Source organism: Dactylosporangium sp. CA-092794, from assembly GCF_050948465.1.
Classification (GTDB): domain Bacteria; phylum Actinomycetota; class Actinomycetes; order Mycobacteriales; family Micromonosporaceae; genus Dactylosporangium.
In genome coordinates this window covers 1521544-1546808 of record NZ_CP192044.1, presented here as the reverse complement: position 1 = coordinate 1546808, position 25265 = coordinate 1521544, and the positions used below count along the sequence as shown (strand labels likewise).

18 protein-coding genes are annotated in these 25265 nt (G+C 73.2%); 7 read left to right on the top strand and 11 right to left on the bottom strand.

Going from position 1 to position 25265, the window contains the following annotated elements; genetic code table 11:
* Nucleotides 1–3: 3 nt before the first annotated feature.
* From ACQPXD_RS06815 to ACQPXD_RS06780, 8 genes are all read right to left on the bottom strand, one after another.
* On the bottom strand, nt 4–876 hold the full coding sequence (locus ACQPXD_RS06815; RefSeq protein WP_432835910.1) for an ABC transporter ATP-binding protein: 873 nt from the start codon (nt 874–876) through the stop codon (nt 4–6).
* 19 nt (nt 877–895) lie between these two features.
* Nucleotides 896–3928 carry an ABC transporter permease gene (locus tag ACQPXD_RS06810; RefSeq protein WP_432835908.1) on the bottom strand — a complete coding sequence of 1011 codons (3033 nt, stop codon included), beginning with the start codon at nt 3926–3928 and terminating at the stop codon, nt 896–898.
* Nucleotides 3925–6885 (bottom strand): FtsX-like permease family protein, encoded by a 2961-nt coding sequence (locus ACQPXD_RS06805; RefSeq protein ID WP_432835906.1) that lies wholly within the window; start codon nt 6883–6885, stop codon nt 3925–3927. Before ACQPXD_RS06805 ends, ACQPXD_RS06810 begins: the two co-directional genes overlap by 4 nt.
* Nucleotides 6886–7112: 227 nt before the next feature.
* Entirely contained in the window at nt 7113–7829 is a 717-nt protein-coding gene (locus ACQPXD_RS06800) for an Asp23/Gls24 family envelope stress response protein (RefSeq protein ID WP_432835904.1), read from the bottom strand.
* A 915-nt stretch (nt 7830–8744) separates the two neighbouring features.
* Nucleotides 8745–9398 (bottom strand): ATP-binding cassette domain-containing protein, encoded by a 654-nt coding sequence (locus ACQPXD_RS06795; RefSeq protein WP_432835902.1) that lies wholly within the window; start codon nt 9396–9398, stop codon nt 8745–8747.
* On the bottom strand, nt 9395–10231 hold the full coding sequence (locus tag ACQPXD_RS06790; protein WP_432843678.1) for an ABC transporter ATP-binding protein: 837 nt from the start codon (nt 10229–10231) through the stop codon (nt 9395–9397). Before ACQPXD_RS06790 ends, ACQPXD_RS06795 begins: the two co-directional genes overlap by 4 nt.
* Before the next feature lie 17 nt (nt 10232–10248).
* Nucleotides 10249–13284, bottom strand: coding sequence for an FtsX-like permease family protein (locus tag ACQPXD_RS06785; RefSeq protein ID WP_432835900.1), 3036 nt, complete (start codon nt 13282–13284; stop codon nt 10249–10251).
* A 95-nt stretch (nt 13285–13379) separates the two neighbouring features.
* Complete coding sequence (locus tag ACQPXD_RS06780; RefSeq protein ID WP_432835898.1) at nt 13380–14567, bottom strand: acetyl-CoA C-acetyltransferase; 1188 nt, start codon at nt 14565–14567, stop codon at nt 13380–13382.
* Nucleotides 14568–14640: 73 nt separating this feature from the next.
* Here ACQPXD_RS06780 and mce point away from each other — a divergent pair, with 73 nt between their 5' ends.
* The 5 genes from mce to ACQPXD_RS06755 all read left to right on the top strand — a co-directional run bounded on the left by mce (nt 14641) and on the right by ACQPXD_RS06755 (nt 19624).
* Entirely contained in the window at nt 14641–15102 is a 462-nt protein-coding gene (gene mce, locus ACQPXD_RS06775; RefSeq protein WP_432835896.1) for a methylmalonyl-CoA epimerase, read from the top strand.
* Between the two features lie 215 nt (nt 15103–15317).
* The gene (locus ACQPXD_RS06770) at nt 15318–16550 is read left to right on the top strand and encodes a cell division protein DivIVA (RefSeq protein WP_432835894.1); all 1233 of its coding nucleotides are present in this window, start codon (nt 15318–15320) and stop codon (nt 16548–16550) included.
* 125 nt (nt 16551–16675) lie between these two features.
* Complete coding sequence (locus ACQPXD_RS06765) at nt 16676–18691, top strand: hypothetical protein (protein ID WP_432835892.1); 2016 nt, start codon at nt 16676–16678, stop codon at nt 18689–18691.
* A gap of 71 nt (nt 18692–18762) precedes the next feature.
* Nucleotides 18763–19203 (top strand): helix-turn-helix transcriptional regulator, encoded by a 441-nt coding sequence (locus ACQPXD_RS06760; RefSeq protein ID WP_432843676.1) that lies wholly within the window; start codon nt 18763–18765, stop codon nt 19201–19203.
* 10 nt (nt 19204–19213) lie between these two features.
* Nucleotides 19214–19624 (top strand): VOC family protein, encoded by a 411-nt coding sequence (locus ACQPXD_RS06755; RefSeq protein WP_432835890.1) that lies wholly within the window; start codon nt 19214–19216, stop codon nt 19622–19624.
* 423 nt (nt 19625–20047) lie between these two features.
* On the opposite strand, the gene ACQPXD_RS06750 is transcribed toward ACQPXD_RS06755, so the two are convergent.
* Genes ACQPXD_RS06750 through ACQPXD_RS06740 form a run of 3 tightly spaced genes read right to left on the bottom strand, consistent with a single transcriptional unit; the run spans nt 20048 to nt 22713 of the window.
* Nucleotides 20048–20680, bottom strand: a complete 633-nt coding sequence (locus ACQPXD_RS06750) for a PIG-L deacetylase family protein (protein ID WP_432835888.1) — start codon at nt 20678–20680, stop codon at nt 20048–20050.
* Nucleotides 20677–21471 (bottom strand): sugar phosphate nucleotidyltransferase, encoded by a 795-nt coding sequence (locus tag ACQPXD_RS06745; RefSeq protein WP_432835886.1) that lies wholly within the window; start codon nt 21469–21471, stop codon nt 20677–20679. Before ACQPXD_RS06745 ends, ACQPXD_RS06750 begins: the two co-directional genes overlap by 4 nt.
* A 9-nt stretch (nt 21472–21480) precedes the next feature.
* The gene (locus tag ACQPXD_RS06740) at nt 21481–22713 is read right to left on the bottom strand and encodes a methyltransferase domain-containing protein (protein WP_432835884.1); all 1233 of its coding nucleotides are present in this window, start codon (nt 22711–22713) and stop codon (nt 21481–21483) included.
* Between the two features lie 256 nt (nt 22714–22969).
* On the opposite strand from ACQPXD_RS06740, the gene ACQPXD_RS06735 reads away from it, so the two are divergent.
* Entirely contained in the window at nt 22970–24001 is a 1032-nt protein-coding gene (locus ACQPXD_RS06735; protein ID WP_432835882.1) for an NAD-dependent epimerase/dehydratase family protein, read from the top strand.
* On the top strand, nt 23998–25203 hold the full coding sequence (locus ACQPXD_RS06730) for a methyltransferase domain-containing protein (RefSeq protein ID WP_432835880.1): 1206 nt from the start codon (nt 23998–24000) through the stop codon (nt 25201–25203). The genes ACQPXD_RS06735 and ACQPXD_RS06730 overlap by 4 nt, the downstream gene beginning before the upstream one ends.
* The last annotated feature ends 62 nt before the right edge of the window (nt 25204–25265 follow it).

Genomic DNA, 25265 nt, shown 5'->3' with positions numbered 1-25265 from the left:
GCCCTAGTTTTGCACGTGCCCCAGGTGATCTGCCGCAAGTGATCGGTCGGATCCACCCGCAACCAGCGTGACGGCCCCGTCGATGTGCTCCACGGTGAAGAGCGTCCCCGGCGGGAAGTCCCCGAGGACCTCGGGCGGCAGTTGTACCGTGCCGTCGCCGGCCACCACCGCGAAGTCCTGGCCGTCGCGGCCCTCGGCGCCGACCCGCCCGTCGCGGATGGTCACCGCGCGGCCGAGCCGGGTGCCGACGTCGCTGTCGTGGGTGACGACGACGATCGTGGTGTTGCGCTCGCGGTTGACCGTCTCCAGGGCCTCGAGCACCTCGTCGCGGCCGTGCGTGTCGAGCTGGCTGGTCGGCTCGTCGACCAGGAGCAGGCCGGGGCCGGCGGCGATGCCGACGGCGAGCGCAGCCCGCTGGCGGGCGCCGGGGGCGAGCTCGTCGATGCGGGCCCGGCCGAGCCCGGGCAGGCCGACGAGGTCGAGGATGCGGTCCGGGTCGTCGAGCTTGATGCCCTCGGTGCGGGCGGCGCGCCGCTGGGCCAGCCAGATGTTGCGGTGCAGCGACGCGTAGGGCAGCAGGTTGCGCGCCGCGCCCTGCAGCACCACGCCGATCTCGGTGCCGCGCAGGCGGGCGATCTCGCCGTCGGAGAGCTTGCCCATGTCGTACGTGCCGATGTTGACCCGGCCCGCCGACGGGCGCATGAGCCCGGCCAGCAGCGAGATGAGCGTCGACTTGCCCGAGCCGGACGGCCCGACCAGCGCGAGCGTCTCGCCCGGGCCGATGGACAGGTCGACGCCGGCGAGCGCGACCACGTCGCCGGCCTCGGCCCGGTAGATGTGCACGACCCGCCGGCAGGCCACCGCCAGTCCGTTCATCGTGTCCCCCTCCTCGTCCCTATCGCCGTCGGTGAGTGGTCGCCGCCCGCAGCCGGGCGCCCGCGACGATCGCCGCCGCACCCAGCAGTACCGTCGCCGAAGCCCAGGCGGCGAGGACCGGCACCGGCGAGGGCCAGTACGACGGGTGGAACCCGTGCGGGTCGTCGCTGAACACCGGAAGATACTCGCGCACCAGCAGCCAGCTGGCCAGCGCCGCGAACGGGGCGAGCAGGGCCGCGGTGCCGACCAGCGCGAGGTAGCCGCTGGCGCCGGCGTCGCGCCGGGTGACGCCCTGGGTCCGCAGCGCGCGCAGCTCGCCGGCGCGGCGCAGCCGGTCGAGGCTCGCGACCAGCCACAGCGCGCCGGCGGCGAGCAGCACGGCGAGGCCGCCGGCCAGCTCGTGGAAGCGCAGCGCCACGGCGGGGCCCTGCTCGTCGAGGGCGTCGCGCAGCGGGCCGACGGCGCGGTCCGCGGTGACCGTCAGGCCCTGGGCGCGCAGCCGGTCGAGGATGTCGGCGGGCGCGGCGGGGCCGAGGAAGATCTGCGGGTTGATCGCGTCGCCGCCGTCGGTCGCGATCCGCTCGGCGTAGTCGAGGTCGACGATGCCGCCGGCGTAGCCCAGCTTGGGTACCGTCTCCACCTCGGCGGCGACCGTGACGGACTGGCGCGCCTCGTCCAGGCCGGTCATGTGGTCGCCGATGCCGGCGGTCCGGGCCATGATCACCGGTAGCGGCGCCGGCGCGTCGGTGGGCATGATGCGCACCGCGACGTCGGCGCCCTTGTAGCCGGAGATCTCCGCGTGCAGCCCGTCGGCGGCCGCGGTGAGCGTCGGCACGAGCAGCTTCGGGCCGGGCGACTCCGGCACCCGCCAGCCGCCGGCGTCGGCGAACCCGGCCTCGTCGACCAGCGCCTTGCCGTGCTGGCTGAGGCTGTGCAGGGTCATCGAGACGTCGAAGCCGCGGCCTTCGGGCTGCTCCATGGACAGCGCGGAGAGCCGGCAGCCGTTGACGCACATCGGCAGGTTGCGCACGTAGGTGTGCCGGCCCGGCTGGATCGTGCCGAGGTCGACGTGGCCCACGTCGGAGCCGTCGGAGGGCACGACGACCGCGAACCAGTGGACCCGGAACGCATCGACGGTGGAGTCGATGGTGACGTCGAGGGACAGCTCCTTGTTGTCGACCTCGATCGACGGACGGCCGGGGTCGGGCCTGAGTAGCTTGGCCGCGTCGGCGGCGGAGACGTGCGGGTCGTCCCACAGCGCGGTGGCGGCCAGGGCGCGGCTGTCGACGGCGAGCATCGGCGGCACGCCGGTGTCATCGGAGACCGGCAGCGTCACGGTCGCCATGGCGAACTTGCCGTTTTCGTCGATGGTGTGGACCTTGGCCAGCAGGGCGGCGCGGCTGAGCGGCTCCACGGTGAGGACCCGCGGCGCGCCGAGCTCGACCCGGGCCCGCCGGTCGCGGGCGTCGCCGGAGGCGGTGGCCGCGGTGGCGGCGAAGACGAGCAGGCCGATCGCGACGACGAACAGGGCGAGGACGCGCTGGGTGCCGGGGCGCCGGGAGATGGCGTAGGCGGCGAGGGTGGGGCCGATCCGGCCGCGGCGCATGGCCCGCCGGCCGGCGCGCTCGGCGATGGGCAGCACGGCGCGGGCGGCGAGCAGCGCGACGGCGATCACCACCGCGGACGGGGCGAACAACGCGAAGCCGGTCAGTCCGTTGCCGCCCTGGCGCAGCTGCACGACCGCGACGGCGGCGAGGACCACGACGGTGACCTCGAACACCGGGGCGCCCCAGCGGGAGACCCGGCTGGGCACGTTGCGCAGCAGGTCGACGGTGCGCTTGGCCAGCTCGGCGCGCTGGGCCAGCAGCGCGGCGAGGAGCGCGCCGCCGACGGAGGCGAGCGCCCACCAGTCCAGCCCGGCCGACAGCGGCACGCCGGCCGAGCTGCTCAGCAGCAGCCAGGCCGCGGCGCGCACCAGGTAGTGGCCGAACAGGAAGCCGACGGCGGCGCCGGCCAGGATCGGCAGCACGCTCTCGCCGGCCGAGAGCCACCAGCGCCGCGGCGCGGTGATGCCGCGCAGCGCCAGCAGGCCCAGCTCCAAGCGCTTCTCCTGGGCGGCGGCGGCCACCGAGATGAACAGGACGAACCAGCACAGCAGCACTAGCGGTACCGCCGCCACCGGAACGACCTCCGCCACGAGCGCCCGGTCGCCGTTGATCCGGGCCAGCAGGGTGGGCAGGCCGGTGCGCACGCTCGCGCGGCCGGGCAGCGAGGCCAGCTTGTCGTTGCCGGACCGCACCGAGGCGTTGATCGCGTCGAGGGAGTCGCGGGTGATCGCGTTGGGGTCGATCACCACGTCGAGGGCCTGCCGCTCGGGGCCGTGCTCGAGCGCCTCCAGGGTGAGCCGGTTGGCGAAGACGGGCTCGGCGGTCAGCCGGGCGGTGGGGCGGGGGTTGAAGTAGTCGAAGTCCGACCAGTACTGCTCCGACGTGTTCACCGGCTCGAAGGCCCCGACGAGGGTGAGGGTGACCCGCGGGCCGGCCTCGTAGTAGTCGCTGTCCTCCGTGCTGTAGGTGGCGTAGGCGACCTGAAACGTGTCACCGATGTGCAGGCCGAGCTGCTCGACGGCGTCCTTGCCGAGCACCGCCTCGGTCTCGCTGATGAAGCACCGGCCGGCGGTGAAACGCAGGTGGGTGCAGACGTCGTCGCGGTAGACGAAGCGAGGGGCGATCTTGTCGTACTTGGGGTCGGCGGGGGTGACGACGATGTCGTACTCGGTGCTGAACACGCCGGCGAAGGCGCCACCATTGAACACCTGCGGCACGAGGTTTTCGAAGTCGTGGTCGCGGGGGGTCGGCGTGGTGATCCGGGCCTGCACGACCCGCTCGGCGATCGGCGCGGCGGCGACCTCGCTGCGCACCACGGCCCGGTCGGCGGTCGCCGAGTAGGCCGGCGCGCTGACCGCGGCCGCCATCGCGAACATGGCCAGCAGGAACGCGGTCAGGGCCTGCCCGGGCCGGGCCCGGACCATCGACAGGACCAGCCCGATCACGGCGCGCTCCATCCGTCGGCGAAGTACGGCAGGACGTCGCCGATGTAGGCGCGGATCAGCGCCGCCAGCAGCAGCCCGAACAGCAGCGAGGCGCCGGCCAGGACCAGGTAGCCCTCGACCCCGACCCGCCGCACCAGTCCGGCCGGGGCGCCCTGGGCCCGCAGCGCGCCGAGCTCGCGGGCGCGGGGGCGGCGCTCGACCGCGGCGACCACGGTGACGGAGCCGATCGCGAGGGCCAGGCCGACGATGGCGGACAGCAGCATGAACTGCAGGGTCAGCGGCGGCCCGAAGGAGGCGTACCGCTGCGCGGTGCCGTCGATCGACTCCTCGGCCAGCACGCTCACCCCCTGCTGCTGCAGCTGTTTCGTGATGCCGGCGGGCGCGCTCGCGTTGAGCCAGACCTGCAGCTCATCGCCGGCGCCGAAGTCGGCGCCGAGCCGGTCGGCGTATTCGAGGTCGGCGAGCACGCCCCGGTCGCCGAGGCGGGGCAGGCGGGTGGCGGTGCCGGCGACGCGCTCGGAGATCGAGACGGAGCCGAAGCCGAACCGCTGGTCGCCCACGAGCCGCGGCTGCAGCCTGGTGGCCCGCACGGTGGCCAGCGGCGCCGGGGTGTCCAGCGGATAGATGCCGGGGTCGGTCATGCCGCCGGTGCGGATGGGCGCGACGGTGAGCCGCAGCCCGTCGGAAACCGGGGTGGCCACGAGGTTGGGGGCGTTGCCGTTGACGCCGAGGCGCCAGCGGGCCCGGTCGGTGAGCATGTCCTTGGCCAGCACCGGCCGGTCGCCGCCCTGGGTGAGGCCGTGGACGGTGACCTCGATGCCGGAGCGGGCGGCGAAGAAGATCTTCTGCTCCTGCGTGCTCTGGATGATCTGCAGGGAGCTGAGCCGGCAGCCGGGCGGGGCCGCGCAGCCCGGCACGGCGGCGGTGAGCCGCTGCGGGCCGTCGGCGAGGGGGCCGAGCCGGGCGGTGACCCGGGCGCCCCTGGGGTCGGCGAGGACGACGTCGAGGAACACGACCTGGCCCGGTTCGGAGTCGGTGACGCTGGTGGTGATGTCGGCGGTGACCTCGCCACCGGTGACGGTGATCGGCGGCACCGGCGCGCCGGGGTGCAGCAGGGCCGCGGTCGCGGCGGCGTCGAGGCCGTATTCGGGCCGCCAGGTCGCCACCCGGGCCAGCCGCGGGCTGTCGACCAGCAGGACCCGGTCACCGCCCGAGCGCACCGACTCGACGGCGGCCATCGCGTGCGCGCCGCCGGGGTCGACCGCGCGCACCGCGTCGAGCAGGGCGAGCCGGTTGTCGGCGCGGACCGTCAGCACCCGGTCGGCGCCGACCTCGAGCTCGGCCCGGGCCCGGCCCTCGGCCCGCCCGGCGCTCCAGGTCAGCGCCGAGGTGCTCAGCAGGGCCACGGTCACGATCATCAGCGCGGCGAGCCGGTGCACGCCGGGCCGGCGGGCCAGGTAGATCGCGGTGAGCGCGCGGGCGGGCCGGCCGTGGCGAAGCGCCCCCTCGACCATCCGCGCCGCGGTGAACGTGATGAGCCGGGCGGCGACCAGCGCGAAGGCGAGCGCGGCGAGGCCGGGGGCGAGCAGCGCGAGCCCGGCGGTGTCGCCGGCGGCGCGCTGCTTGACCTGATAGACGGCGACCACCGCGAGCACGACCAGCACCAGGTCGAACAGCTCGCGCCAGACGCGGGACCGGGCCGGGGCCTGGCGCAGCAGCTCGGAGACGCTCGAGGACAGCGCCCGCCGCTCGGCCAGCAGCGCCGCGAGCAGCGCGCCGAGCACCGCGAGGGCGGCCGCGCCGACGGACAGCCCAGCGGCCTGCGCGTTGACGGACGCGTCGTGGATCACGCCGCTGACCGCGAGCGCGGCCAGATAGCCCAGCGGCAGCCCGAGCAGGGCGCCGGCCAGCATGGGCAGCGCGCTCTGCCCGCTGACCAGGGCCCAGGTGCGCGCGCGGGTGGCCCCCCGCAGCTTCACCAGCCCGATGTCCGGGCGCCGTTCCTCGCCGGTGTACTTCACCGCGAGGTACAACGCGAACCAGCACAGCACCAGCAACTGGAAGGCGCCGACCGGCACGCCCAGCGAGACCAGCCGCCGGTCCCGCTCGACCTGGTCGATCGTCGTGGGCAGCTGCGTGTTGAGCGTCAGCCGGTTGTTGGCGGCCACCACCGTCGCGGCGGCGAGCCGGGACCGGACGTCCTCGGTCGCGTTGTCGACCAGCAGGCTCGGCCCGGCGACCATGTCCACGATGGTGCGGACCGGCGTTTGCAGCTTCGTGTCGAACAGCGCGGGCGCGGCGAGCAGCGCGTCGTCGACCGGCTCGGTCATGTCCGGCGGCGCGCTCGTCGGCAGGGAGTTCGCGACGAGCTGGTCGTTGCTGCTCCAGTACGCCTGGGTGGCGTCGTCGGGGCGGTAGACCCCCGAGACCTTGAGCTCCAGCGGCCGCGGCAGCCCCGAGTTGGCGAACACGAGCGTGTCGCCCACCTTGAGCCGCAGCCAGCGGGCCGTGCGGTAGCTGACCATGACCTCGTCGGGGCCGCTCGGGCAGGCGCCCTCGACGGTCACGTGCCCGCAGGCGCCGGTGCGCAGGGTCAGCGACGAGTTGGTGGCGCGGGTCTCGCCGGCGCCGGCCGCGGCGGCGGTCGCCTGGCCGGACAGATACGCCTCGGTGTAGGTGGTGAACCCGGGCAGCCCGACGATCCGCTGGGTGCGGTCGGCCTCGGCGGCCAGCTGGGCCTCGACCGAGCCGCCCTCGATCGGCCCCTCGCCGATCGTCTCCAGCGAGCGCTCCTGGATCGGCGCGGACTCGACGTGGCGGGTGGCGATGCGCTCGGTGGAGGCCAGCACATACCAGGGCGCGGCCGCAGCGGCGGCCGCGGCGAGCGTGCTCAGCAGGAGCAGCGTGAGCGCCTGTGCGCGCCGGGCCCGCAGCGCGGCGAGCACGAGTGCCAGCAAGGCCCCTCCCCCGTAGTCAAGGTCGTCGTTTGAAGACCTGCGAGCGGCGGGGCCGGTTGCTTGGTTGTATTGCGTTTCGATAACGCGCCCACGCCCCGCGATCTGGGGCGTGGGCTGGCTGCTCGCTCACTGCTTTCTGTGTTGCGCCTTTGTTGCTCGCCTGTTGCGCGCTTGGGCTTCCACTTCGGCTTGGGCTTCCGCGCTTGCGCCTCCGCTTGGGCTTGGGCTTATGCGAAGTCGGCGGCGCGGGCCTCGTCGTTGCCGGTCCGGCTGGCGTCCTTCTCGTCCACGTGGACGTCGTCGACCACGATGTCGACCGCGGTGACCTCCAGGCCCAGCAGGTTCTCGACCGAGCCGATCACCTTGGTACGCACCTTCTCGGCCACGGAGTACACGACGAAGCCGTACTCGATCACCAGCGTGACCCGCACGGTCGCGGTGCGCCCCTCGAGCCGGACGGAGACGCCCCGGTTGGACGTTTCCCCGTCCTCGCCGCCGAGCCCGATCCGGTCCCGCACCGCGGCGAAGACCCGCGCCACGTCGCCGCCGAGGTCGTACACCCCCGGCACCTGCCGCGCGGCGATCCCGGCGACCTTCTCGACCACCTCGTCGGCGATCGTGGTGATACCGCGCTCGGCGGCCAGCTCCGCGTTGTTGCGCAGCCGGTCGACCACCTGCGACGCGATCCGCCCCGACGCCGCGGCGGTGCTGGAGGCGAGCTCCCCGACCTTGTCCGCCGCCCCGGACGCGAACGTGGTGACCTTCTCGGCCGCGTCGTCGAACCGCGAGTGCTGCTCTTGCTCAGGCGCCGCGGCCTGCGCGGGCACGGCGGGCACCGCCGGCACAGCGGCGGACGCGGGCTCGACGGTGGCCAGGGCGTCGCCGGTCAGGTCCGGGTCGTCGCTGTCCGTACGCGCGGGGAAGCCCGCGGTGGCCTCGCTCATGGTGCACTCTCCCTATCCCAGGTCTGAAACGCCAGCGAGCGTACCCGCGCGACGCCACGGTGGGGACCCCCGTTCAGGCCGCGTCGCCCCCCACCACACCGACGCACAAACGCACGTAACTATCAGCCACCTACGCAGCCGGGGCCGGCTCGGAGCCGCGCAGACGCGGGCGCGCCGAGGGGGCGTGAGCGCGGAGCCCGACACGGCAGCCGGGGCGGCCGAAAGTCTCCGTGATCATGGAGTGCTCGCGCTGAAATCGCCGATTTGCCATGATCTTGGAGACATATGGTACCTATGAGTACATTTTGTATCCAGGATCATGGAAAACCCCTGGTGCATAGGCGACTTCGGCATGATCGTGGAGAGTTCTCGTCGCCGCGCCGGTGCTACGCCGCCGAAGACGATAAGTCGGGCGCTCCGCGCCACGACTTATCGGATTTTTCGCCTGACAGGGCATAAGTCCGAAAAATCCGGATGCGAAGCATCTGGATTTTTCGTGCAACGGGTTTCCAGCGAGCGCGCGGCCACCGCCGAGACCGCACACCGCAACCGCGCGATCGCAACCGCGCACGCCGCACGCCCCGCGCACGCCGCGCCCCGCGCGCCGCACGCCCCGCGCACCGCACGCCCCGCGCGCCGCACGCCCCGCGCGCCCCGCGCGCCGCGCGCACGCCGCGCCCCGCGCCCCGCGCCCCGGCGAGCCGCACCACAGCACGTCGAGACCGCCAACGCACCGTAGAGGGGCGCCAGTGCTCGCCGAGGGAGCGCCGGCGCACCATCGAGCCGGGTCGGCGTGCAATCGGGGGCGTCGGCGCGCCGTCGAGCCGAGCCGGCGAGCCGCGAGGGGCTTCCGGCGCGCCGGAGGCTGGAAAGTATCGGCGCGCCGTCGGGCAGGGGGTGGCCGGAGGGGGAGGGTCAGCCGCGGAGCAGTTGGGCGGCGCCGTCGGAGAGGTGGAGTTCGCGGTCGCACGCGGCCGCCGCCTCCGGGTCGTGGGTGGCGAAGACCACCGCGGCGCCGCGGCGCGCCTCCTCCTGCAGCAGCTCCATCACCCGCTGGCGGTTCGTGGCGTCCAGTTCGCTGGTCACCTCGTCGGCCAGCACGACGCTGCCGTGCAAGGCCAGGCCGCGGGCGATCGCCGTGCGCTGCTGCTGGCCGCCCGACAGCTCCTCGACCAGCTGGTCCGCCTGGCTGGCCAGGCCCAGGCGCTCCAAGGAGGCGACGGTGGCGCGGCGGGCGTCCGCGGGGGCGGCGCCGCCGGCGATCATCGCTACCTGGATGTTCTCCTGGGCCGTGAGGATGGCCGCCAGGCCGTTGTCCTGCGGGATGAGCACGACGCGCTCCGCGACGGCGTGGTCGCGGTCGCGCAGCGGGGTGCTGTCCACGGAGACCGTGCCCGCGGCCGGGCGCAGCAAGCCCGCCATCGCCCACAGCAACGTTGTCTTGCCGGCGCCGGAAGGGCCGGTGACCGCCAGGATCTGGCCCGGCGAAACCACGACCGACACGTCGCGCAGAACGGGGCGGTCCCGCTCGTACGCGACCGTCACCCCCTCGACCGTCAGCGTCTTCACTGCAAACCCTCCACGTTCGCTCGGGCCGGCACCAGCAGCACCGTGCCGTCGGGCTGCGGCTCCACGCCGACCAGCGTGCCCGGCGGCAGCAGGCGGAGCACGTCCGGCGGCAGGTGCACCGTACCGTCGCGGCCCACCACCGAGAAGTCCTCCCCGCGCCGGCCCTCCGCGCCGACCCGGCCGTCGCGGATGGTCACCGTGCGGCCCATCCGCAGGCCGACGTCCGGGTCGTGGGTCACGACCACGACCGTCGTCCCGGCCCGGCGGACCGCGTCGAGCGCTGTCAGCACCTCGTCGCGGGCCCGGTTGTCGAGCTGGCTGGTCGGCTCGTCCGCGAGCAGCAGGCCCGGCCGGCCGGCCAGTCCCACGGCGAGCGCCAACCGCTGGCGCTCACCAGGAGAGAGTCGCACCGGGCGCTGCCGGTTGCGTCCGCGCCCGGAGAGGCCGACGAGCGCCAGCACCTCGCGCGGGTCGGGCAGGTCGCGGCGCCGGTCGGCGGGCACACCGCGCTGGGCGAAGCGCACGTTCTGCTCCGCGGTGAGGTACGGCAGGAGATTCCGCGAAGCGCCCTGCAGCACGACGCCGACGTCGCTCGCGCGCAGCGCCAGCAGCTCCGCCTGGCCGGCCCGGGCGAGGTCGTGGTCGCCGACGGTGAGCCGGCCGGCGGACGGCGGGAGCAGCCCGGCCAGCAGGGACAGCAGCGTCGACTTGCCCGCCCCGGACGGACCCAGCAGGGCGACCGACTCGCCGGCGGAGATGTCCAGGTCGACCCCGGACAGGGCGACCACGTCGTAGCCCTCGAGCCGGTAGATGTACACCAGACCGCGGCACATCACCGCCAGGCCGCGGCTCACCGGGCACCGTCCCGCAGACCGCGGCCGAGGAGGCGCGGCACCATGAGCACGATCAGCAGCAGGCCGAGCACGGTCACGCCGAGCGCGATCGGCAGCGCGCCGAGCGAGGGCTCGTAGGAGAACGAGCCGGCCGGCGTGCCCACCGCGACCAGCGGCACGCCCGGGAGCACGACCAGCGCGCCGGCGATCCCCGCGGCCAGGCCGACGACGAGGGGCAGGCCGAGCAGCGCGCGGTACTCCCGGAAGACCGCCCGGCGCAGCTGCCCCGCCCGGACGCCGGCCATGCGCAGCGCGGCGAACTCGCCGAGCCGGGCCCGCACGCCGATGTACGCGGTCAGCAGCACGACCCCGAGCGCGAGCAGGAGCGCCGCGCCGCCGGCCAGCAGGTACAGCCACAGGCCGAGCGCGGGGGCGCGGCGGCCCAGCTGGGCGGTGTACCCCTGGATCGACTCGGTCGTGAGCACCTGGATGCCCAGCGAGCTCAGGCGCGCGCCCAGGTCCGCGGGCGCGCCCGCGCCGGCCCAGACCTCGTAGCGCAGGTTGCCGTTGTCGGCGAGGCTCGCGGTCCGCTCGGCCATGCGGGTGGCGTAGTCCAGGTCGAACATGATCGCGCGGTGGCCGGCCCGGGGCAGGCTGCCGGTGCGGGCCGCCACGGTGAACGGCTGCGGCTGCTCGGAGAACCCGGGCAGGCTGAACGTCGCGGCGCGCGCGTCGTCGGCCGGCGCCTGGCCGGCGAGCACCGCCGGCAGCGCATCGGGCGTGTCGACGTGCTCGACCACCGCGTCGGCGGGGTCGCTGCCGGCGACGTCGATGCCCAGCGCCGCGCCCGCGCGCACGGTGAGCGTCGAGGCGCCGTTCGCGCCCGGGCGGGGCTGCCAGCGGCCGGCGAGGTCGAAGCCGGGGCTGAGCGGGCCGCCGTCGGTGGTGAGCGCCCGCACGGCCACGGTGACCGCGAACGGGTCGCTGCCGCCGGCGGCGCGGCCGACCGCGAGGCCGACGAGCCGGCACTCGGTGGTGCAGCCGGGCAGCGCCGCGTGGTAGCCGCGGGTGCCCTTGGCCAGGGCGCCGAGCGCGACGGTGCGCGGCGGCCGGCCCGGGCCGGCCACGATCGCGGCCAGGCGCAGCGCCGGCTCGGCCGGCAGCGTGTCGACGGTCGCCTCGACGCCCAGGTCCTTGCCCAGGCGCAGCGGCGCGGCGGCGTCCGGGTGCAGCCGGCTCGCGACGCCGGCGATCTGCTCGGGCGAGTGCCCGCGCCAGACGGCGACGCGGGCCAGCCGGTCGGCCTGGACGCCGAGCAGCTCGACGGGGTTGTTGTCGAAGCGCTGGCTGGCTCGTACCACCGCCATCGCATGACCACCCGGATCGGCCTCGGCCACGGCGGAGACGAGCGCGTCGGGGTGCGCGGCATTGACGGTGAGGACCCGGGGCGCCCCGACGGCGTCCTCGGCCGCGTCCGCGCGCGCCCGCGCGGCCACGTCCCAGGCGGTGGCGGCGAAGGAGAGCAGCGCCACGGCCACGGTCACGACCACGACCAGCCGCTGCCCGCCCGGGCGCCGGGACAGCTGCGCGGCCGACAGCAGCGGCACGATGCGGCCGCGGCGGCGGGCGATGCGCAGCCGGGCCGCCGACCACAGGCCGAGCAGGCGGGCCGCGGCGATGCCGAGCACCAGGGCGAGCAGCGGCGGCGCGAGGAGGGCCGGCGGCGAGGCGCGGTCGCCCGCGGCGGCGACCAGGCTGGCCGCGGCCAGCGCCACGACGATGCCCTCGGTCACGCCGGCCCGCCGGCCGCCGCGCCCGGGCACGCGCCGCAGCAGGCCGAGTACCGGCCGGGACAGCGTCCGGCGGGCGGCGAGCAGCGCGGCGACGATCGCGGCGGCGAACGCGACGCCCGCCGCGGCGAAGACCGGCCAGCGCGCCTCCGCGCCCGCGCCGGGGGCGAGCAGCGCGCGGGCGGCCAGCCGCACGAGGGCGAGGCCGGCGGCCAGGCCGACCGGCGCGGCGGCGGCGGCCAGCAGCACCACCTCGCCGAGGCCGAAGCGCGCCGCGCGCCCGGGCGCATAGCCGCGCAGCTTGGCCAGCGCGATCTCGGGCCCGCGCTCCTCGGTCAGCGAGGCCACGAGCAGGAACAGCACAAACCAACACAGGAGCAGCAGTGGTACGGCGATGACGGGCGCCGTGCGGGCGATGGCGCGCTGGTCGGCGTCGATGTCGCGCAGGACCGCCGGCAGGCCGGTGGTGAGCTCGAGCTCGCGCCCGCGCAGCCGGTCGCCGAGCGCCTGCAGGCTTCGGCGCAGCCGGGGCACGTCGTCGATCCGGATCCGCTCCGTGCGCAGCGGGAACTCCAGCCGCGTCGTCAGCGTCGCGGCGGGCTCGGCGCGCAGGTCGTCCTCGGTCTGGCTGAACACCGCGTCCGCGCGCTCGCCGTCGCCGCCGGAGCCGGCGCTGAAGTAGGCGGTGTGGCCCCAGTACGCGGCGCCCGAGTCCTTCGGCCGGTACAAACCGGTGATCTTGAACGCCTTGTCGCGCCCCGCTCCGGCCGGGCCGAGGTGCAGCGTGAGCTGGTCGCCGGGCTTGAGGTTGTGCGCGGCGGCGGTGCGCCGGCTGACCGCGACCTCGCCCGGGTTGTCCGGACAGGCGCCGTCGAGGTCGAGCCGGCGGCAGACATCCTGGCGGTACGCGAGGCGCGCGCCCGCCTCGCCGAAGGTGACCTCGGTGTCGATGGCCGCGACCGCGCGGTCGAGCCGCTCGTCGAGGAAGGTGTCCTGGTCGAGGGCCGCGTTCACGGTCTGCCGGATCTCGGCGAGGTCCGTGAAGGCGGCGCTGTCCCCGGTGCCCGTGGCGCCGACGGTGAGCCCGGTCGCGCCGGTGGACGCGGCGGACAGCCCGTCGGCGAGCACGGACTGCTGCGCGGCGCGGCTGTACGCGGGAGCGAGGACGGCCGCCGTGGTCGCCGTGACGGCGAGGAGGAAGACGACGAACGACCGGCCGGCCCGATACCTGATGCCGCGCAGCATGACGGTCCAGGCCGTCACGGTGAGCCCCCTGTGCTGATCAAGCTGAAGGTTGACCCGCAGACCTTAACGGAGGCCGGTCGACGGGGCCCCGGCCCGAGCGCAGGGGGTTGTCGTCATTGCTTCGGTACTCGCAGCAGCAGCGCGTCGCCCTGTCCTCCGCCGCCGCACAGCCCGGCCGCGCCGAGGCCGCCGCCGCGCCGGCGCAGCTCCAGGGCGAGCGTCAGGGCCAGCCGGGCGCCGCTCATGCCGATCGGGTGGCCGAGCGCGATCGCGCCGCCGTTGACGTTGACGATCGCCGGGTCGATGCCGAGCTCGGCGGTGGACTGGACGCCGACCGCGGCGAACGCCTCGTTGATCTCGACCAGGTCGAGGTCGGCGGCGCTCAGCCCGGCCTTGCCCAGCGCATGCTTGATCGCGTTGGCCGGCTGGCTGGTCAGCGAGTTGTCCGGGCCGGCGACGTTGCCGTGCGCGCCGATCTCGGCCAGCCAGGTCAGGCCCAGCTCCTCGGCCTTGGTCTTGCTCATCACGACCACCGCGCAGGCGCCGTCGGAGATCGGCGAGGAGGTCGCGGCCGTGATGGTGCCGTCCTTGGTGAACGCCGGGCGCAGCTTGGCCAGGCTCTCGACGGTGGTCTCCGGCCGGATCTGCTCGTCTTCGGCGATCACCAGCGGATCACCCTTGCGCTGCGGGATCTCCACCGCGGCGATCTCCTCCGCGAAGTGGCCGTTCTTCTGCGCGGCGGCCGCCTTCTGGTGGCTGGCGGCGCCGAACGCGTCCTGCGCCTGGCGGGTGAGGCCGAGCCGGGCCACGTGCCGCTCGGTCGACTCGCCCATCGAGACCTGGTCGTAGGCGTCGGTGAGCCCGTCCAGCGCCATGTGATCCTTGATCACCACGTCGCCGTACTTGTACCCCTGCCGCTGCCCGATGAGCAGGTGCGGCGCGTTGGTCATCGACTCCATCCCACCGGCGACGACGACGTCGAACTCGCCCGCGCGGATGAGCTGGTCGGCCAGGGCGATCGCGTCGAGGCCGGAGAGGCAGACCTTGTTGATCGTGATGGCGGGGACGCTCATCGGGATCCCGGCGCCGACGGCGGCCTGGCGGGCGGGCATCTGACCGGCGCCGGCCTGCAGGACCTGACCCATGATCACGTACTGCACCTGATCGGGCGCCACGCCGGAGCGCTCCAGGGCGGCCCGGATGGCGATCTCGCCCAGCTTGGTGGCCGGGAGATCCTTGAGCGCGCCGAGCAGGCGTCCCATCGGCGTGCGGGCGCCGTTGACGATCACCGACTGAGTCATGGCAGAAGCCTCCGAGAGAACTTTCACAGCGCATCGTCGCGACGTGAACGTTGATTCAGTTCAGACTATCGCCATGGACTCCTCGCCTCGGAAGTTGGATATATCACCCATCGGCATCGAGCGGATCGACCACGTCGGGATCGCCGTGGCCGACTTCGACGAGGCGATCGAGTTCTACGCCCGCGTCTTCGGCATGCGCTGCGTCCACGAGGAGGTCAACGAGGAGCAGGGCGTGCGCGAGGCCATGCTGTCGGTCGGGCCGACCCCGGACGGCGGGTGCCTGCAGCTGCTCGCGCCGCTGTCGCCCGACTCGACGATCGCCAAGTTCCTGGACCGCCGCGGGCCGGGCATGCAGCAGCTCGCGTACACGGTCAGCGACATCGACGCCACGTGCGCCGCGCTGCGCGAGCGCGGGGTGCGGCTGATCTACGACGCGCCGCGGCGCGGTACCGCCGGATCCAGGGTCAACTTCGTCCAGCCCAAGGACGCCGGGGGCGTGCTGGTGGAACTGGTGGAGCCCGCAGCGCGGTCGTGACCGGCTGCTACGGGCCGTTCACGAGCAAGCGACCGGCCGGTTCGCGGCCTCCCCGATGTGGCCGCGGCGGCTCGACGTTCGGCCAATCGACACGCCCGGAAAGCATGACAAAAACCAGGCGCGTCCAGGCTCATCGAAGTTGACCATGAAAGCCACACGGAAGTTCGCCCCCGCACCCTTGCGAAGGCCCCCGGGTGGTCTGCAAGTATGTGCCAATGCCCCAGCCTCAGTCCTCGGTTGACTTCTTCCAGAACGGCTCGGATCACGAAGAGCTGAGCGTCGTCCTGCGCGGTTACGACCGTCAGCAGGTCGACAGCAAGCTGCAGCGTCTCAACTCGCAGCTGCAGCAGGCCAGTCAGGCCCGCGAAGAGGCCGAGGGCCGACTCGCCGAGGCCCAACGCCGCGTCCGCCAGGCCGAGCAGCGCCTCGGCACGATGGAACAGAAGCTCAGCGACACCAACAAGCAGCTGGAAGAGAACAACAGGCCGACCCTCTCAGGGCTGGGCACCCGGGTCGAGCAGATCCTGCGGCTGGCCGAGGAGCAGGCCAACGACCACCGGGGCGAGGCGAAGCGCGAGTCCGAGGGCATCATCTCCGCGGCCCGGCTGGAGGCCCGCGAGATCACCGACAAGGCGCGCGCCGAGTCCGCCGCCATGAAGGCGACCGCGGAGCGCGAGGCGGGCAACCTGCGCACCGCCGCCGAGCGGGAGGCCGCCGAGGTCCGGGTGCAGGCGCGACGCGAGGCCGACACGCTGCGGGCCGACGCCGAGCGCGAGACCAAGCAGCTGCGCACCGCCACCGCGCACGAGGTCGCCGAGCTCAAGGCGACCGTCGAGCGCGAGGTCGCGACGCTGCGGGCCACCGCCGAGCGGGAGATCACCCAGCTGCGCGCCAAGGCCGCCCGCGAGGCCGAGGAGAAGCGCGCCGAGGCGACCAAGCTGCTCACCGACGCCCGCGACAAGCGCGACAAGGACCTGCAGTCCCTCGCCCTGGAGATCGCCGAGCGGCAGGAGAAGGCCGAGCGCGACGAGTCCGCCCGCCACGCCTCCGCCGTCGCCGCGACCCAGAAGCTCGTCACCGAGGCCGAGGGGCGCGCCCGGGCGGCCGAGGACCGCGCCAAGGAGATCGAGCAGCGCGCCGAGACGCGCCGGGTCGAGTCCGAGCGCGCCGCCGCCGAGACGATCGACAAGTCCAAGAACCTCGCCGACAAGACGGTCAACGAGGCCCGCGCCGAGGCCCACCGGGTGCTCAGCGAGGCCCGCGCCGAGGCCGAGGACACCACGAACCGCGCCCGGCGCGAGGTCGAGGACCTCACGCGCCAGAAGGACGCGGTCACCTCGCAGCTCGGGCAGATGCTCTCCGGCCTGGCCGGCATCATGCCGTCGGTGGCGCCGCAGCAGGGCGGCGACAAGAGCAAGTCGGGCAACGGCGACAAGGTCTCCGCCTAACGGATCCGCGGGATGCGGCGGTCGTGCCGCTTCTCGAATCATTCACGGGGAGTTCGATCGCACGTCCCGTCACGCGCAGTTGGTAAATTGCGCGCGGCGGGACGTTGCGTGTGAGGATGGGTGTCATGTCAGACGACGGCGACCTTTTCGACGCGGGCACGGGCGTGTCCTCCGAGCCCAACTTCGAAACGGTCATCCGGGGGTACCGGCGGGATCAGGTCGACAAGTACTGGACCCGGTCCGAGAACGAGATCGCCGCGCTGAAGATCGAGAACGATGAGGTCTGGGGCCAGGTCCAGGCCCTCGCCTCGCAGGTCCAGGACCTGCAGATGGAGCTCGCCGAGCTGCGCCGCCACGCGCCCGGCCGCGGCGGCGTCGTCTCGTTCCGCCATCTGGGCCCGCGCGTCGAGCAGATCCTCGCCCTCGCCGAGGACCAGGCCGCCGACATCCGCGCCGGCGCTGTGCAGGAGATCTCCGGGCTGCGCGCCGACGCCGAGCGCCTGCTCGGCGAGGCCCGCGGCCGCGCCGCCAAGGCCAACGAGGACTTCGAGCTCGCCCTGGCCGCCCGCCGCGCCGAGGAGGAGCGCGCGGTCGTGCACCGCCGGGCCGCCCTCGACGCCGAGGCCCGCAGCCTCGACGAGCGCTCCGCGCACGCCCACGCCGAGGCCGAGCGGATCATCGGCACCGCCCACGCCGAGGCCCAGCGCATCACCCAGGTCACCACCGCCCAGCTCGAGCAGGCCCGCGCCGACGCGGAGCGGCACGCGCACGGCGTGCGCACCACCGCCGAGCAGCACGCCGCCGCCATCCGCGCCGAGGCCGACCAGCACGCCCACGCCGTGCGCGCCGCCGCCGAGCAGCAGACCGCCGGCGCCCAGTCGCACGCCGCCGCGATCGTCGCCCAGGCCCAGGAGCAGGCCGCGACCCTGGCCGCCCAGGCCAAGCACGAGGCCGACACCCTCGCCGCGCAGGCCCAGCAGGCGGCCGCCGCGGTCGCCGCCAAGGCGCAGGAGGCCGCCGACTCGGTCGCCGCCCAGGCCCAGCACCACGCCGCGACCGTCGCGAGCCAGGCCCAGGAGGCCGCGACCACCCTCGCCATGCAGGCCGAGCAGGCCGCCACCGAGGCCGCCGAGCTGGCCCGCCGCCGCCTCGCCGAGGAGCACGGCCAGGCCAAGCAGCAGGTCGACGCCGAGCTCGCCACCCACCGCGCCACGCTGGAGCAGGAGCTCGCCGACCTGCGCACCGCGCACGACGCGGCGCTGACCAAGCAGCGCGCCGACACCGAGACGGAGGCCGAGCGCCTGCGCGCCGCCGCCCGCGCCGAGGCCGACGAGCTGCGCGCCGTGGCCGCCCAGGAGGCCGAGGGCGTCCGCGCCGCCGCCACCACGGAGGCCGCCGACACCCGCGCGGCCGCCGCCGGCGAGACCGCGGCCCTGCAGGCCCGCGCCGAGGCCGCCGAGGCCGAGTCCGCGTCGCTGAAGTCCGCGGCCGCGTCCCTGCAGGCGGAGATCGAATCGCTGCGCACCGCCGCCGCCAAGGTGGAAACGCTGCAGACCGAGATCGAGGCCCTCCGCGAAACCGCGGCCAAAGCGGAAGCACTGCAGACCGAAATCACGTCGCTGCGCGAAACCGCGGCCAAAGCCGAAGCACTGCAGACCGAAATCACGTCGCTGCGCGAAAGTGTGGCGAAGGCCGAAGCCCTGCAGACCGAGATCGAATCGCTGCGGGAGACCGCCGCCGAGGCCGAGCAGCTGCGCAAGACCGCGAGCGAGGTCGAGCAGCTCCGCAAGACCGCGAGCGAGGTCGAGCAGCTGCGCGAGCAGGCCGCCGAGGTCGAGCGGCTGCGGGAAGCCACGGCCGAGGCGGAGACGCTCAAGGGCCGGATCGCGGCCCTTGAGGCCGAGGCGGAGGCCGACCACACGATCTCGATCGAGGCGGCGAAGCGCGACGCGGAGGCCAAGAGCAAGGCCGACGCCGACGTCGCCGCGGCCGAGGCCCGGCTGGTCAAGCTGCGCGAGGAGGAGACGGAGCTGACCGCCCAGGTCGCCGCCGCCGAGGCCCGGCTGGCCGAGCTCAACCAGGAGCTGTCCTCCGCCGCGCCGGCCAACGGCAAGGTCACCGTCGAGGCCAACGTCACCTGACCCCTGCCCCACCCCGGGCCGGACGCACCGCCACCGGGCGGCTCGTCGGGCCGGTGGACGCGCGGGCGAGGATGCTGTGCGATGCTGGCTGGGTGACGCCCGAGGACCTCAAGCACCTGCGCCGGGCCCGTGACCTGATCGACCGGGAGTATGCGCGCCCGCTCGACGTCCCCGCGATGGCCCGTGCGGCGCTGATGTCGCCGGCGCACTTCTCCCGGCAGTTCCGCGCGGTCTTCGGCGAGACGCCGTATTCGTACCTCATGACCCGGCGGATCGAGCGGGCCAAGGCCCTGCTGCGCCGGGGCGACCTGTCGGTCACCGAGGTCTGCCTGGCCGTCGGTGCCACCTCGCTCGGCTCGTTCAGCAGCCGCTTCACCGAGCTGGTCGGGGAGAGCCCGAGCGCCTACCGCGCGCGCAACCACAGCGCGTTCGCGACCATCCCGGCGTGCTGGGCCAAGCTCGTCACCCGTCCGAGCAGGAACAAAGAAGCGCAGGTCAACCCCGCCGCGTAGCGTCGGGGACATGGAGCTGAGACTCAACAACACCTTCCTGGAAGTCGACGACCACGAGGCGGCGCTGGGGTTTTACCGCGACACGCTCGGCATGGAGGTACGCCAGGACGTCGCGATGGAAGGCGCGCGCTGGCTGACCGTGGGTCCCAAGGACCAGCCCGAGATCGGCATCGTCCTGCAGTCCGCGGGCGTGGGCCGGTCGCCGGAGGACGCGCAGGTGATCCGGGAACTGCTGGCCAAGGGCTCGCTGGGCGGCCTCGTGTTGCAGACCGACGACGTGGACGCGCTGTTCGAGCGGGTCGCGGCGAGCGGCGCCGAGGTGCTGCAGGAGCCGATGGACCAGTTCTACGGCGTGCGGGACTGCTCGTTCCGGGACCCGGCCGGCAACCAGGTCCGGATCAACCAAAAGCCCAAGAACTGACCCTACACCCGCTAAAACACGAAAAATCCGGATATGTCATGACGACGGAGTCGTCATGACATATCCGGATCCGGGCGAAACAGCGCCCGAGGCACAACGGGCCGAGTGAAACGCCGGACGAATGTCTCCGTGATCATGAGGCTCACCACCGCTGCGGCACGGTTTTGCATGATCCCGGAGACAATTGGTACACGGGTGTACATCAACGCTCCGTGATCATGAAAAACCGTTGGTGTCAGCAGCGGGTGCAGCATGATCGCGGAGACTTTCTGTCGCCGCGCCGTGCCCGGCGGCGTGCGGAGCCGAACGGGCGGGCCGCCGCCCGACATCGGCCGGCAAGCTCAAGGGCCGGGGCCCGCCGCGGGCCGAAGCGCGACGGGCCGAAGAGCCGAAGGGGCCGGCCCGGGAAACGCGGGCGAGGCGTCAGAAGGTCAGCAGGGACTTGGTGACCGTGTAGGCCTCGGCGTAGTGGGCGCGGCACTCCATCCCGCGGATCCGGGCCAGGCCCAGGAACACCTCGTCGTCCCACCAGTCGCGGGCCTTCTGCGACGGGAAGTGCTCGTGCAGCAGGGCCACCTTCTGCCGGCCCTGGTCGGGCGTCAGCGGGACGTAGACGTTGCGCCGGGAGAGGTCGCCGTCCCACTTCGGGATCTCGTAGTGCAGGACCAGGGAGTTGCGGAACGCCGTCGACGCCAGCGAGCCCAGCAGCCGGTGGTCCTGGTGGGCGTCGTCCGTCGACGGGGCCAGGACCAGGTCCGCGGTGCCCAGGCGGGCGGCCGCCTCGACGATCTCCTTGGTCTCGTTCCAGTGTGCCGGGAGCCGGCCGTCCGGCAGGTCGTGCAGGTGGAAGGTGAGGTCGCCGGCGTGGGCCAGGAAGGCCGACGCGGCCGCGCGGGCCTCCGCCTGCCGGGCCGCCACGCCGCTGGCCAGCACGTAGTCCACCGTCACGCCGTCGGGCAGCGACAGCAGCAGGCCGCCGGCGGCGATCTCGATGTCGTCCGGGTGGGCGCCCAGCGCGACGACCGACCGCACGCCGGAGAGGGAGAAGCCGATCACCGCGCCGGACCCCGCATCGCGTCCCACAGCATCCACGGGCAGTTGCCGCCGACGTACGCCTCTTCCATCTCCGCCCGGTCCTTGAAGGTGTCGATGGCCCGCCAGAACCCGTCGTACTGCTGAGCCATCAACCGCCGCTCGGGAATGAGCCGGTCGAAGGCGTGCGGCACCATGTCCTCGCCCTCGCGCAGCACGTCGAAGATCTCCGGGCGCAGGATGAAGTACCCGCCGTTCTCCCACGTCATCAGCTCGCGGAAGTCGCGCACCCGGGAGACCGAGCCGTCCGCGTCCATCTCCACCACGTGGTGCGTGGAGACCGGCGGCACGGCGAGCATGCTGACTGTCGCCTCCGAGTTGCGGAAGCGCTCCACCATCTCCGGCAGCGGGGCGTCGGTGAGCGTGTCCGCGTAGTTGGCCAGGAACATCGGCTCGTTCTCCACGTACTTGCGCACGTGCATGAGCCGCTCGCCGATGCTCGCCTTCAGGCCGGTGTCGATGAAGGTGATGTTCCAGCCGGTGATGTCCGTGGAGAACAGCTGCACGTCACGGTCGGTGCCGCTCAGCGTGAAGTCGTTGGACAGGGTCTCGTCGTAGTGCAGGAAGTAGTCCTTGACCACGGCCGCGCCGTAGCCCAGGGCCAGGATGAAGTCGGTGTGCCCGAAGTGCGCGTAGTACCGCATGACGTGCCACAGCAGCGGGCGGTCGCCGATCATCGCCATCGGCTTCGGCACGTTGTTCGTCCCCTCGCGCATACGCATGCCGAGGCCACCGCAGAACAGTACGACCTTCATGAGCGGGATCTACCCCTCTACCTCGAGGACCGGGATCGGGTACACCAGCTTGCCGCCCCACTCCTTGACGTAGGACAGCTGCGCGCTGATCTCGGTGCGCAGGTTCCACGGCAGGACCAGGACGTAGTCGGGCCGGTCGGCGGCGATGCGCTCCGGCGCGTAGATCGGGATGTGCGTGCCCGGCAGGAACATGCCCTGCTTGTGCGGCGAGCGGTCGACCGTGTACTCCAGCAGGTCCTCGCGGATGCCGCAGTGGTTGAGCAGCGTGTTGCCCTTGCCGGGGGCGCCGTAGCCGACGACCCGCTTGCCCTCGGCCCGCGCCTGCATCAGGAACGTCAGCAGGTCCCGCTTGATCGTGAAGACCTCGTCGGCGAAGCCCAGGTGCCCCTCGAAGGTGTGCAGGCCGGCCGCGGCCTCGGTCTCGAGCAGCGTCTTGACCGCGATCGACGGCTCACCGGCGTGCTCGGTGTGCTTGGCGTGCACCCGCAGCGACCCGCCGTGCGTGGCGAGCTCCTCGACGTCCACGACGGTGAGCCCGCCCTTGGCCAGGGCCCGGGAGGCGGTCAGCAGCGACAGGTACTGGTAGTGCTCGTGGTAGATGGTGTCGTACTGCCGGCGCTCGATCAGCCGCAGCAGGTGCGGGAACTCGAGCGTGACCAGGCCGTCGGGCTTGACGAGGTTGGCCAGGCCCTGCGAGAAGCCGACGATGTCCGGGATGTGCGCGTAGACGTTGTTCCCCGCCACCAGATCCGCGCGTCCGTATTGTTCGGCGACGGCCGCCCCGGTTTCCGGCCCGAGGAAACAAACTTCTGTCCGAACGCCCTTTTCCCGGGCGACCGCTGCGACATTCGCGGCCGGCTCGATGCCGATCACGGGAATACCGGCGGCCACAAAATGCTGCAGAAGGTACCCATCATTACTGGCCACCTCGGCGACCAGACTGTCGGCCGTTAGGCCTAGCTTCTCCGTCATCGCGACCGTGTACCGCCGGGCGTGCTCGACCCACGACGTCGAGTATGAGGAGAAATACAGGTAATCGGAGAAAATGTCCTCGCCCGCGACATATGCCGGAAGCTGCACGAGCAGGCACTCACGGCAGATGCGCACGTGCAGCGGGTAGAACGTCTCGGCCGCGTCCACCTTGCCGGCCGGGACGTAGCTCTCGCAGAGCGGGGACATCCCCAGGTCGACGAAGGTCTCGGTAAGCTCGGCCCCGCACAGCCGGCACGAGACAGCGGACATGCGTTCCCCCTCAAGAGTCGTTGGCGCTAGGCTGCTGGCCGGTGAACCAACCCGCCGCGCCCGGCCCGGACCAGGCGGTGAAGACGCGCAAGCTTAGAACAGATCCCAGAACCCGTAACCGGCCGCCAAGAACCTAGCCGGGAAGGCCACACGGCGGTAAACGACAAAGTAAAAAGTCCGACAGACCACCGGGGGCCCGTAACGGCGGCTCCTAGACTCACCGTCCAGACCCGTCGAGTGTTTCGGGAGCTAGCTCATGCGCGTACTCGTCACTGGCCACGACGGATATATCGGCAGCGTGCTGGTGCCGATACTCCGCGAAGCCGGGCACGAGGTGGTCGGACTCGACACCGGGCTCTTCGCTGATTGTGTCCTCGGCCCGGCGCCGGAAGAGATCAAGACGCTGCGCGTCGACCTGCGGGACGTGGAGCCGGAGCACGTGACCGGCTTCGACGCGGTGATCCACCTCGCCGCGCTGTGCAACGATCCGCTGGGCAACCTCAACCCCGACCTGACCTACGAGGTCAACCACCGCTCCACGCTGCGGCTGGCCCGCGCGGCGAAGGCCGCCGGCGTGCCCCGCCTGCTGTTCTCGTCGTCCTGCTCGCTCTACGGCAAGGGCGAGGACGACACCCCGCTGGACGAGAGCGCCGGGTTCCAGCCGGTCACGCCCTACGGTGAGTCCAAGATCCTCTCCGAGCAGGGCCTGCTCGAGCTCGCCGACGACGACTTCTCGCCGGTGTTCCTGCGCAACTCCACGGCGTACGGTTTCTCCCCCCGCCTGCGCGGCGACCTGGTGGTCAACGACCTCGCCGCGCACGCGCTGCTCACCGGCCAGGTGCGGCTGCTGTCCGACGGCACCGCGTGGCGCCCGCTCATCCACATCGAGGACATCTCGGCCGCCTTCCTGGCGCTGCTGGAGGTCGACCGCGACCGGGTGCACGCCAAGGCGTACAACGTGGGCCGGACCAGCGAGAACTACCTCATCCGCGACGTGGCCAACCTGGTCGCCGAGGTGGTGCCCGGCAGCGAGGTCACCTTCGCCGAGGGCGCCGGCACCGACCTGCGCAACTACCGCGTGACGTGCGACCTGATCACCGCCGAGGTGCCCGAGTTCCAGCCGAAGTGGAACGTGAAGCTCGGCGTCGAGCAGCTCATCGAGAACTACCAGCGCTACGGCCTCACCATCGAGCAGTTCGGCAGCGAGACCCACCAGCGGATCAAGCGGATCAAGTCGCTGATCGCGGCCGGCAAGCTCGACAACGACCTGCGCTGGATCACGGCGTGACCACCCCGTCGGCCATGGAGTCCGGACATCGCGTCTGCGACTCGTGCGGCGAGGACCGGCTGGTCCCCTTCGCCGACCTGGGCGAGATCCCGGTGCTGTGCGGCGTGCACTGGGAGGCACACGGCGACGCCGTCGCCTCGCCGGTGGGCCGGATGGAGCTGGCCGCCTGCCCGCGCTGCGCCTACGTGCGCAACGTGGCGTTCGAGCCCGGCAAGCTCGTCTACGACACGACGATGGACACCAACCTGCACTTCTCCCCCGCGTTCCAGAAGTTCTCGGCGGACCTGGTGCAGAGCCTCAACGAGCGGTACGACCTCAGCGGCAAGCTGGTCCTGGACATCGGCTGCGGCCAGGGCGAGTTCCTGCGGGAGCTCACGCACGCCAGCGAAGCGCGCGGGGTCGGCTACGACGCCATGTATGCCGGCGAGGAGGGCGAGCAGGGCCCGGCCACCTTCCACAGCAGCTTCGCGCCGCGCGGCAGCGGCCTGCCGGAGTACGACTTCTTCACCTCCCGGCACTGGTTCGAGCACCTCGACGACCCCTACGAGTTCCTGGTCGACCTGCGCGAGCAGGCGCACGGCCGCGAGGTGTTCGGCTACGTCGAGGTCCCCGACGCGGTCTACGACCTCGCCACCGCCGGCTGGGAGGTCATCTACCCGCACGTGTCCTACTTCGACGCCTACTCGCTGGCCACGATCTTCGGCCGCGCGGGCTGGACGGTGGAGTCGACGGGCACGCTGTTCTCCGGGATGTTCCGGTACATCGAGGTCTCGGCCAACCGGCCGCGCGCCGGCGGCCACGTCGCGCACACCGGCGAGCTGCCGAGCCTGCGCGCGCGGGACAAGCAGCTGGCCGCGGTCGCCGGCTTCGCCGAGCGGCACCACGCCGAGCGGCAGCGCTGGCGGGACACCATCGCCCGGCTCGACGCCGAGGGCGCCCGGCCGGTGCTGTGGGGCGCCGGCTCGCGCGGCGTGCAGTTCCTCACCCTCGCCGACCGGGAGCTGCAGCTGGCCGGCGTGGTGGACCTCAACCCGCGCAAGTGGGGCCGGTTCCTGCCGGTCACCGGGCACCGGGTCGACCCGCCCTCGACGCTCACCGCGCTGCAGCCGAAGGCGGTCGTCATCACCAATCCGGCGTACAAGGAAGAGATCGGCAAGTCGCTCGCCGATCTGGGCGTGACCGCGGAAATCCTGGTCGCCTGAGCCCGCCCGTTCCTCGACGCAGGTCCGCTCCGCGCACGCGGGGCGGGCCTGCGTCGTTTGGC

What these genes read in the sequence shown, in the direction of transcription:
- ACQPXD_RS06815 (WP_432835910.1), bottom strand. Translation starts at nt 876, where the DNA reads ATGAACGGACTGGCGGTGGCCTGCCGGCGGGTCGTGCACATCTACCGG.
- ACQPXD_RS06800 (WP_432835904.1), bottom strand. Translation starts at nt 7,829, where the DNA reads ATGAGCGAGGCCACCGCGGGCTTCCCCGCGCGTACGGACAGCGACGAC.
- ACQPXD_RS06790 (WP_432843678.1), bottom strand. Translation starts at nt 10,231, where the DNA reads ATGTGCCGCGGTCTGGTGTACATCTACCGGCTCGAGGGCTACGACGTG.
- ACQPXD_RS06780 (WP_432835898.1), bottom strand. Translation starts at nt 14,567, where the DNA reads ATGACTCAGTCGGTGATCGTCAACGGCGCCCGCACGCCGATGGGACGC.
- mce (WP_432835896.1), top strand. Translation starts at nt 14,641, where the DNA reads ATGGACTCCTCGCCTCGGAAGTTGGATATATCACCCATCGGCATCGAG.
- ACQPXD_RS06770 (WP_432835894.1), top strand. Translation starts at nt 15,318, where the DNA reads ATGCCCCAGCCTCAGTCCTCGGTTGACTTCTTCCAGAACGGCTCGGAT.
- ACQPXD_RS06765 (WP_432835892.1), top strand. Translation starts at nt 16,676, where the DNA reads ATGTCAGACGACGGCGACCTTTTCGACGCGGGCACGGGCGTGTCCTCC.
- ACQPXD_RS06760 (WP_432843676.1), top strand. Translation starts at nt 18,763, where the DNA reads ATGCTGTGCGATGCTGGCTGGGTGACGCCCGAGGACCTCAAGCACCTG.
- ACQPXD_RS06755 (WP_432835890.1), top strand. Translation starts at nt 19,214, where the DNA reads ATGGAGCTGAGACTCAACAACACCTTCCTGGAAGTCGACGACCACGAG.
- ACQPXD_RS06745 (WP_432835886.1), bottom strand. Translation starts at nt 21,471, where the DNA reads ATGAAGGTCGTACTGTTCTGCGGTGGCCTCGGCATGCGTATGCGCGAG.
- ACQPXD_RS06740 (WP_432835884.1), bottom strand. Translation starts at nt 22,713, where the DNA reads ATGTCCGCTGTCTCGTGCCGGCTGTGCGGGGCCGAGCTTACCGAGACC.
- ACQPXD_RS06735 (WP_432835882.1), top strand. Translation starts at nt 22,970, where the DNA reads ATGCGCGTACTCGTCACTGGCCACGACGGATATATCGGCAGCGTGCTG.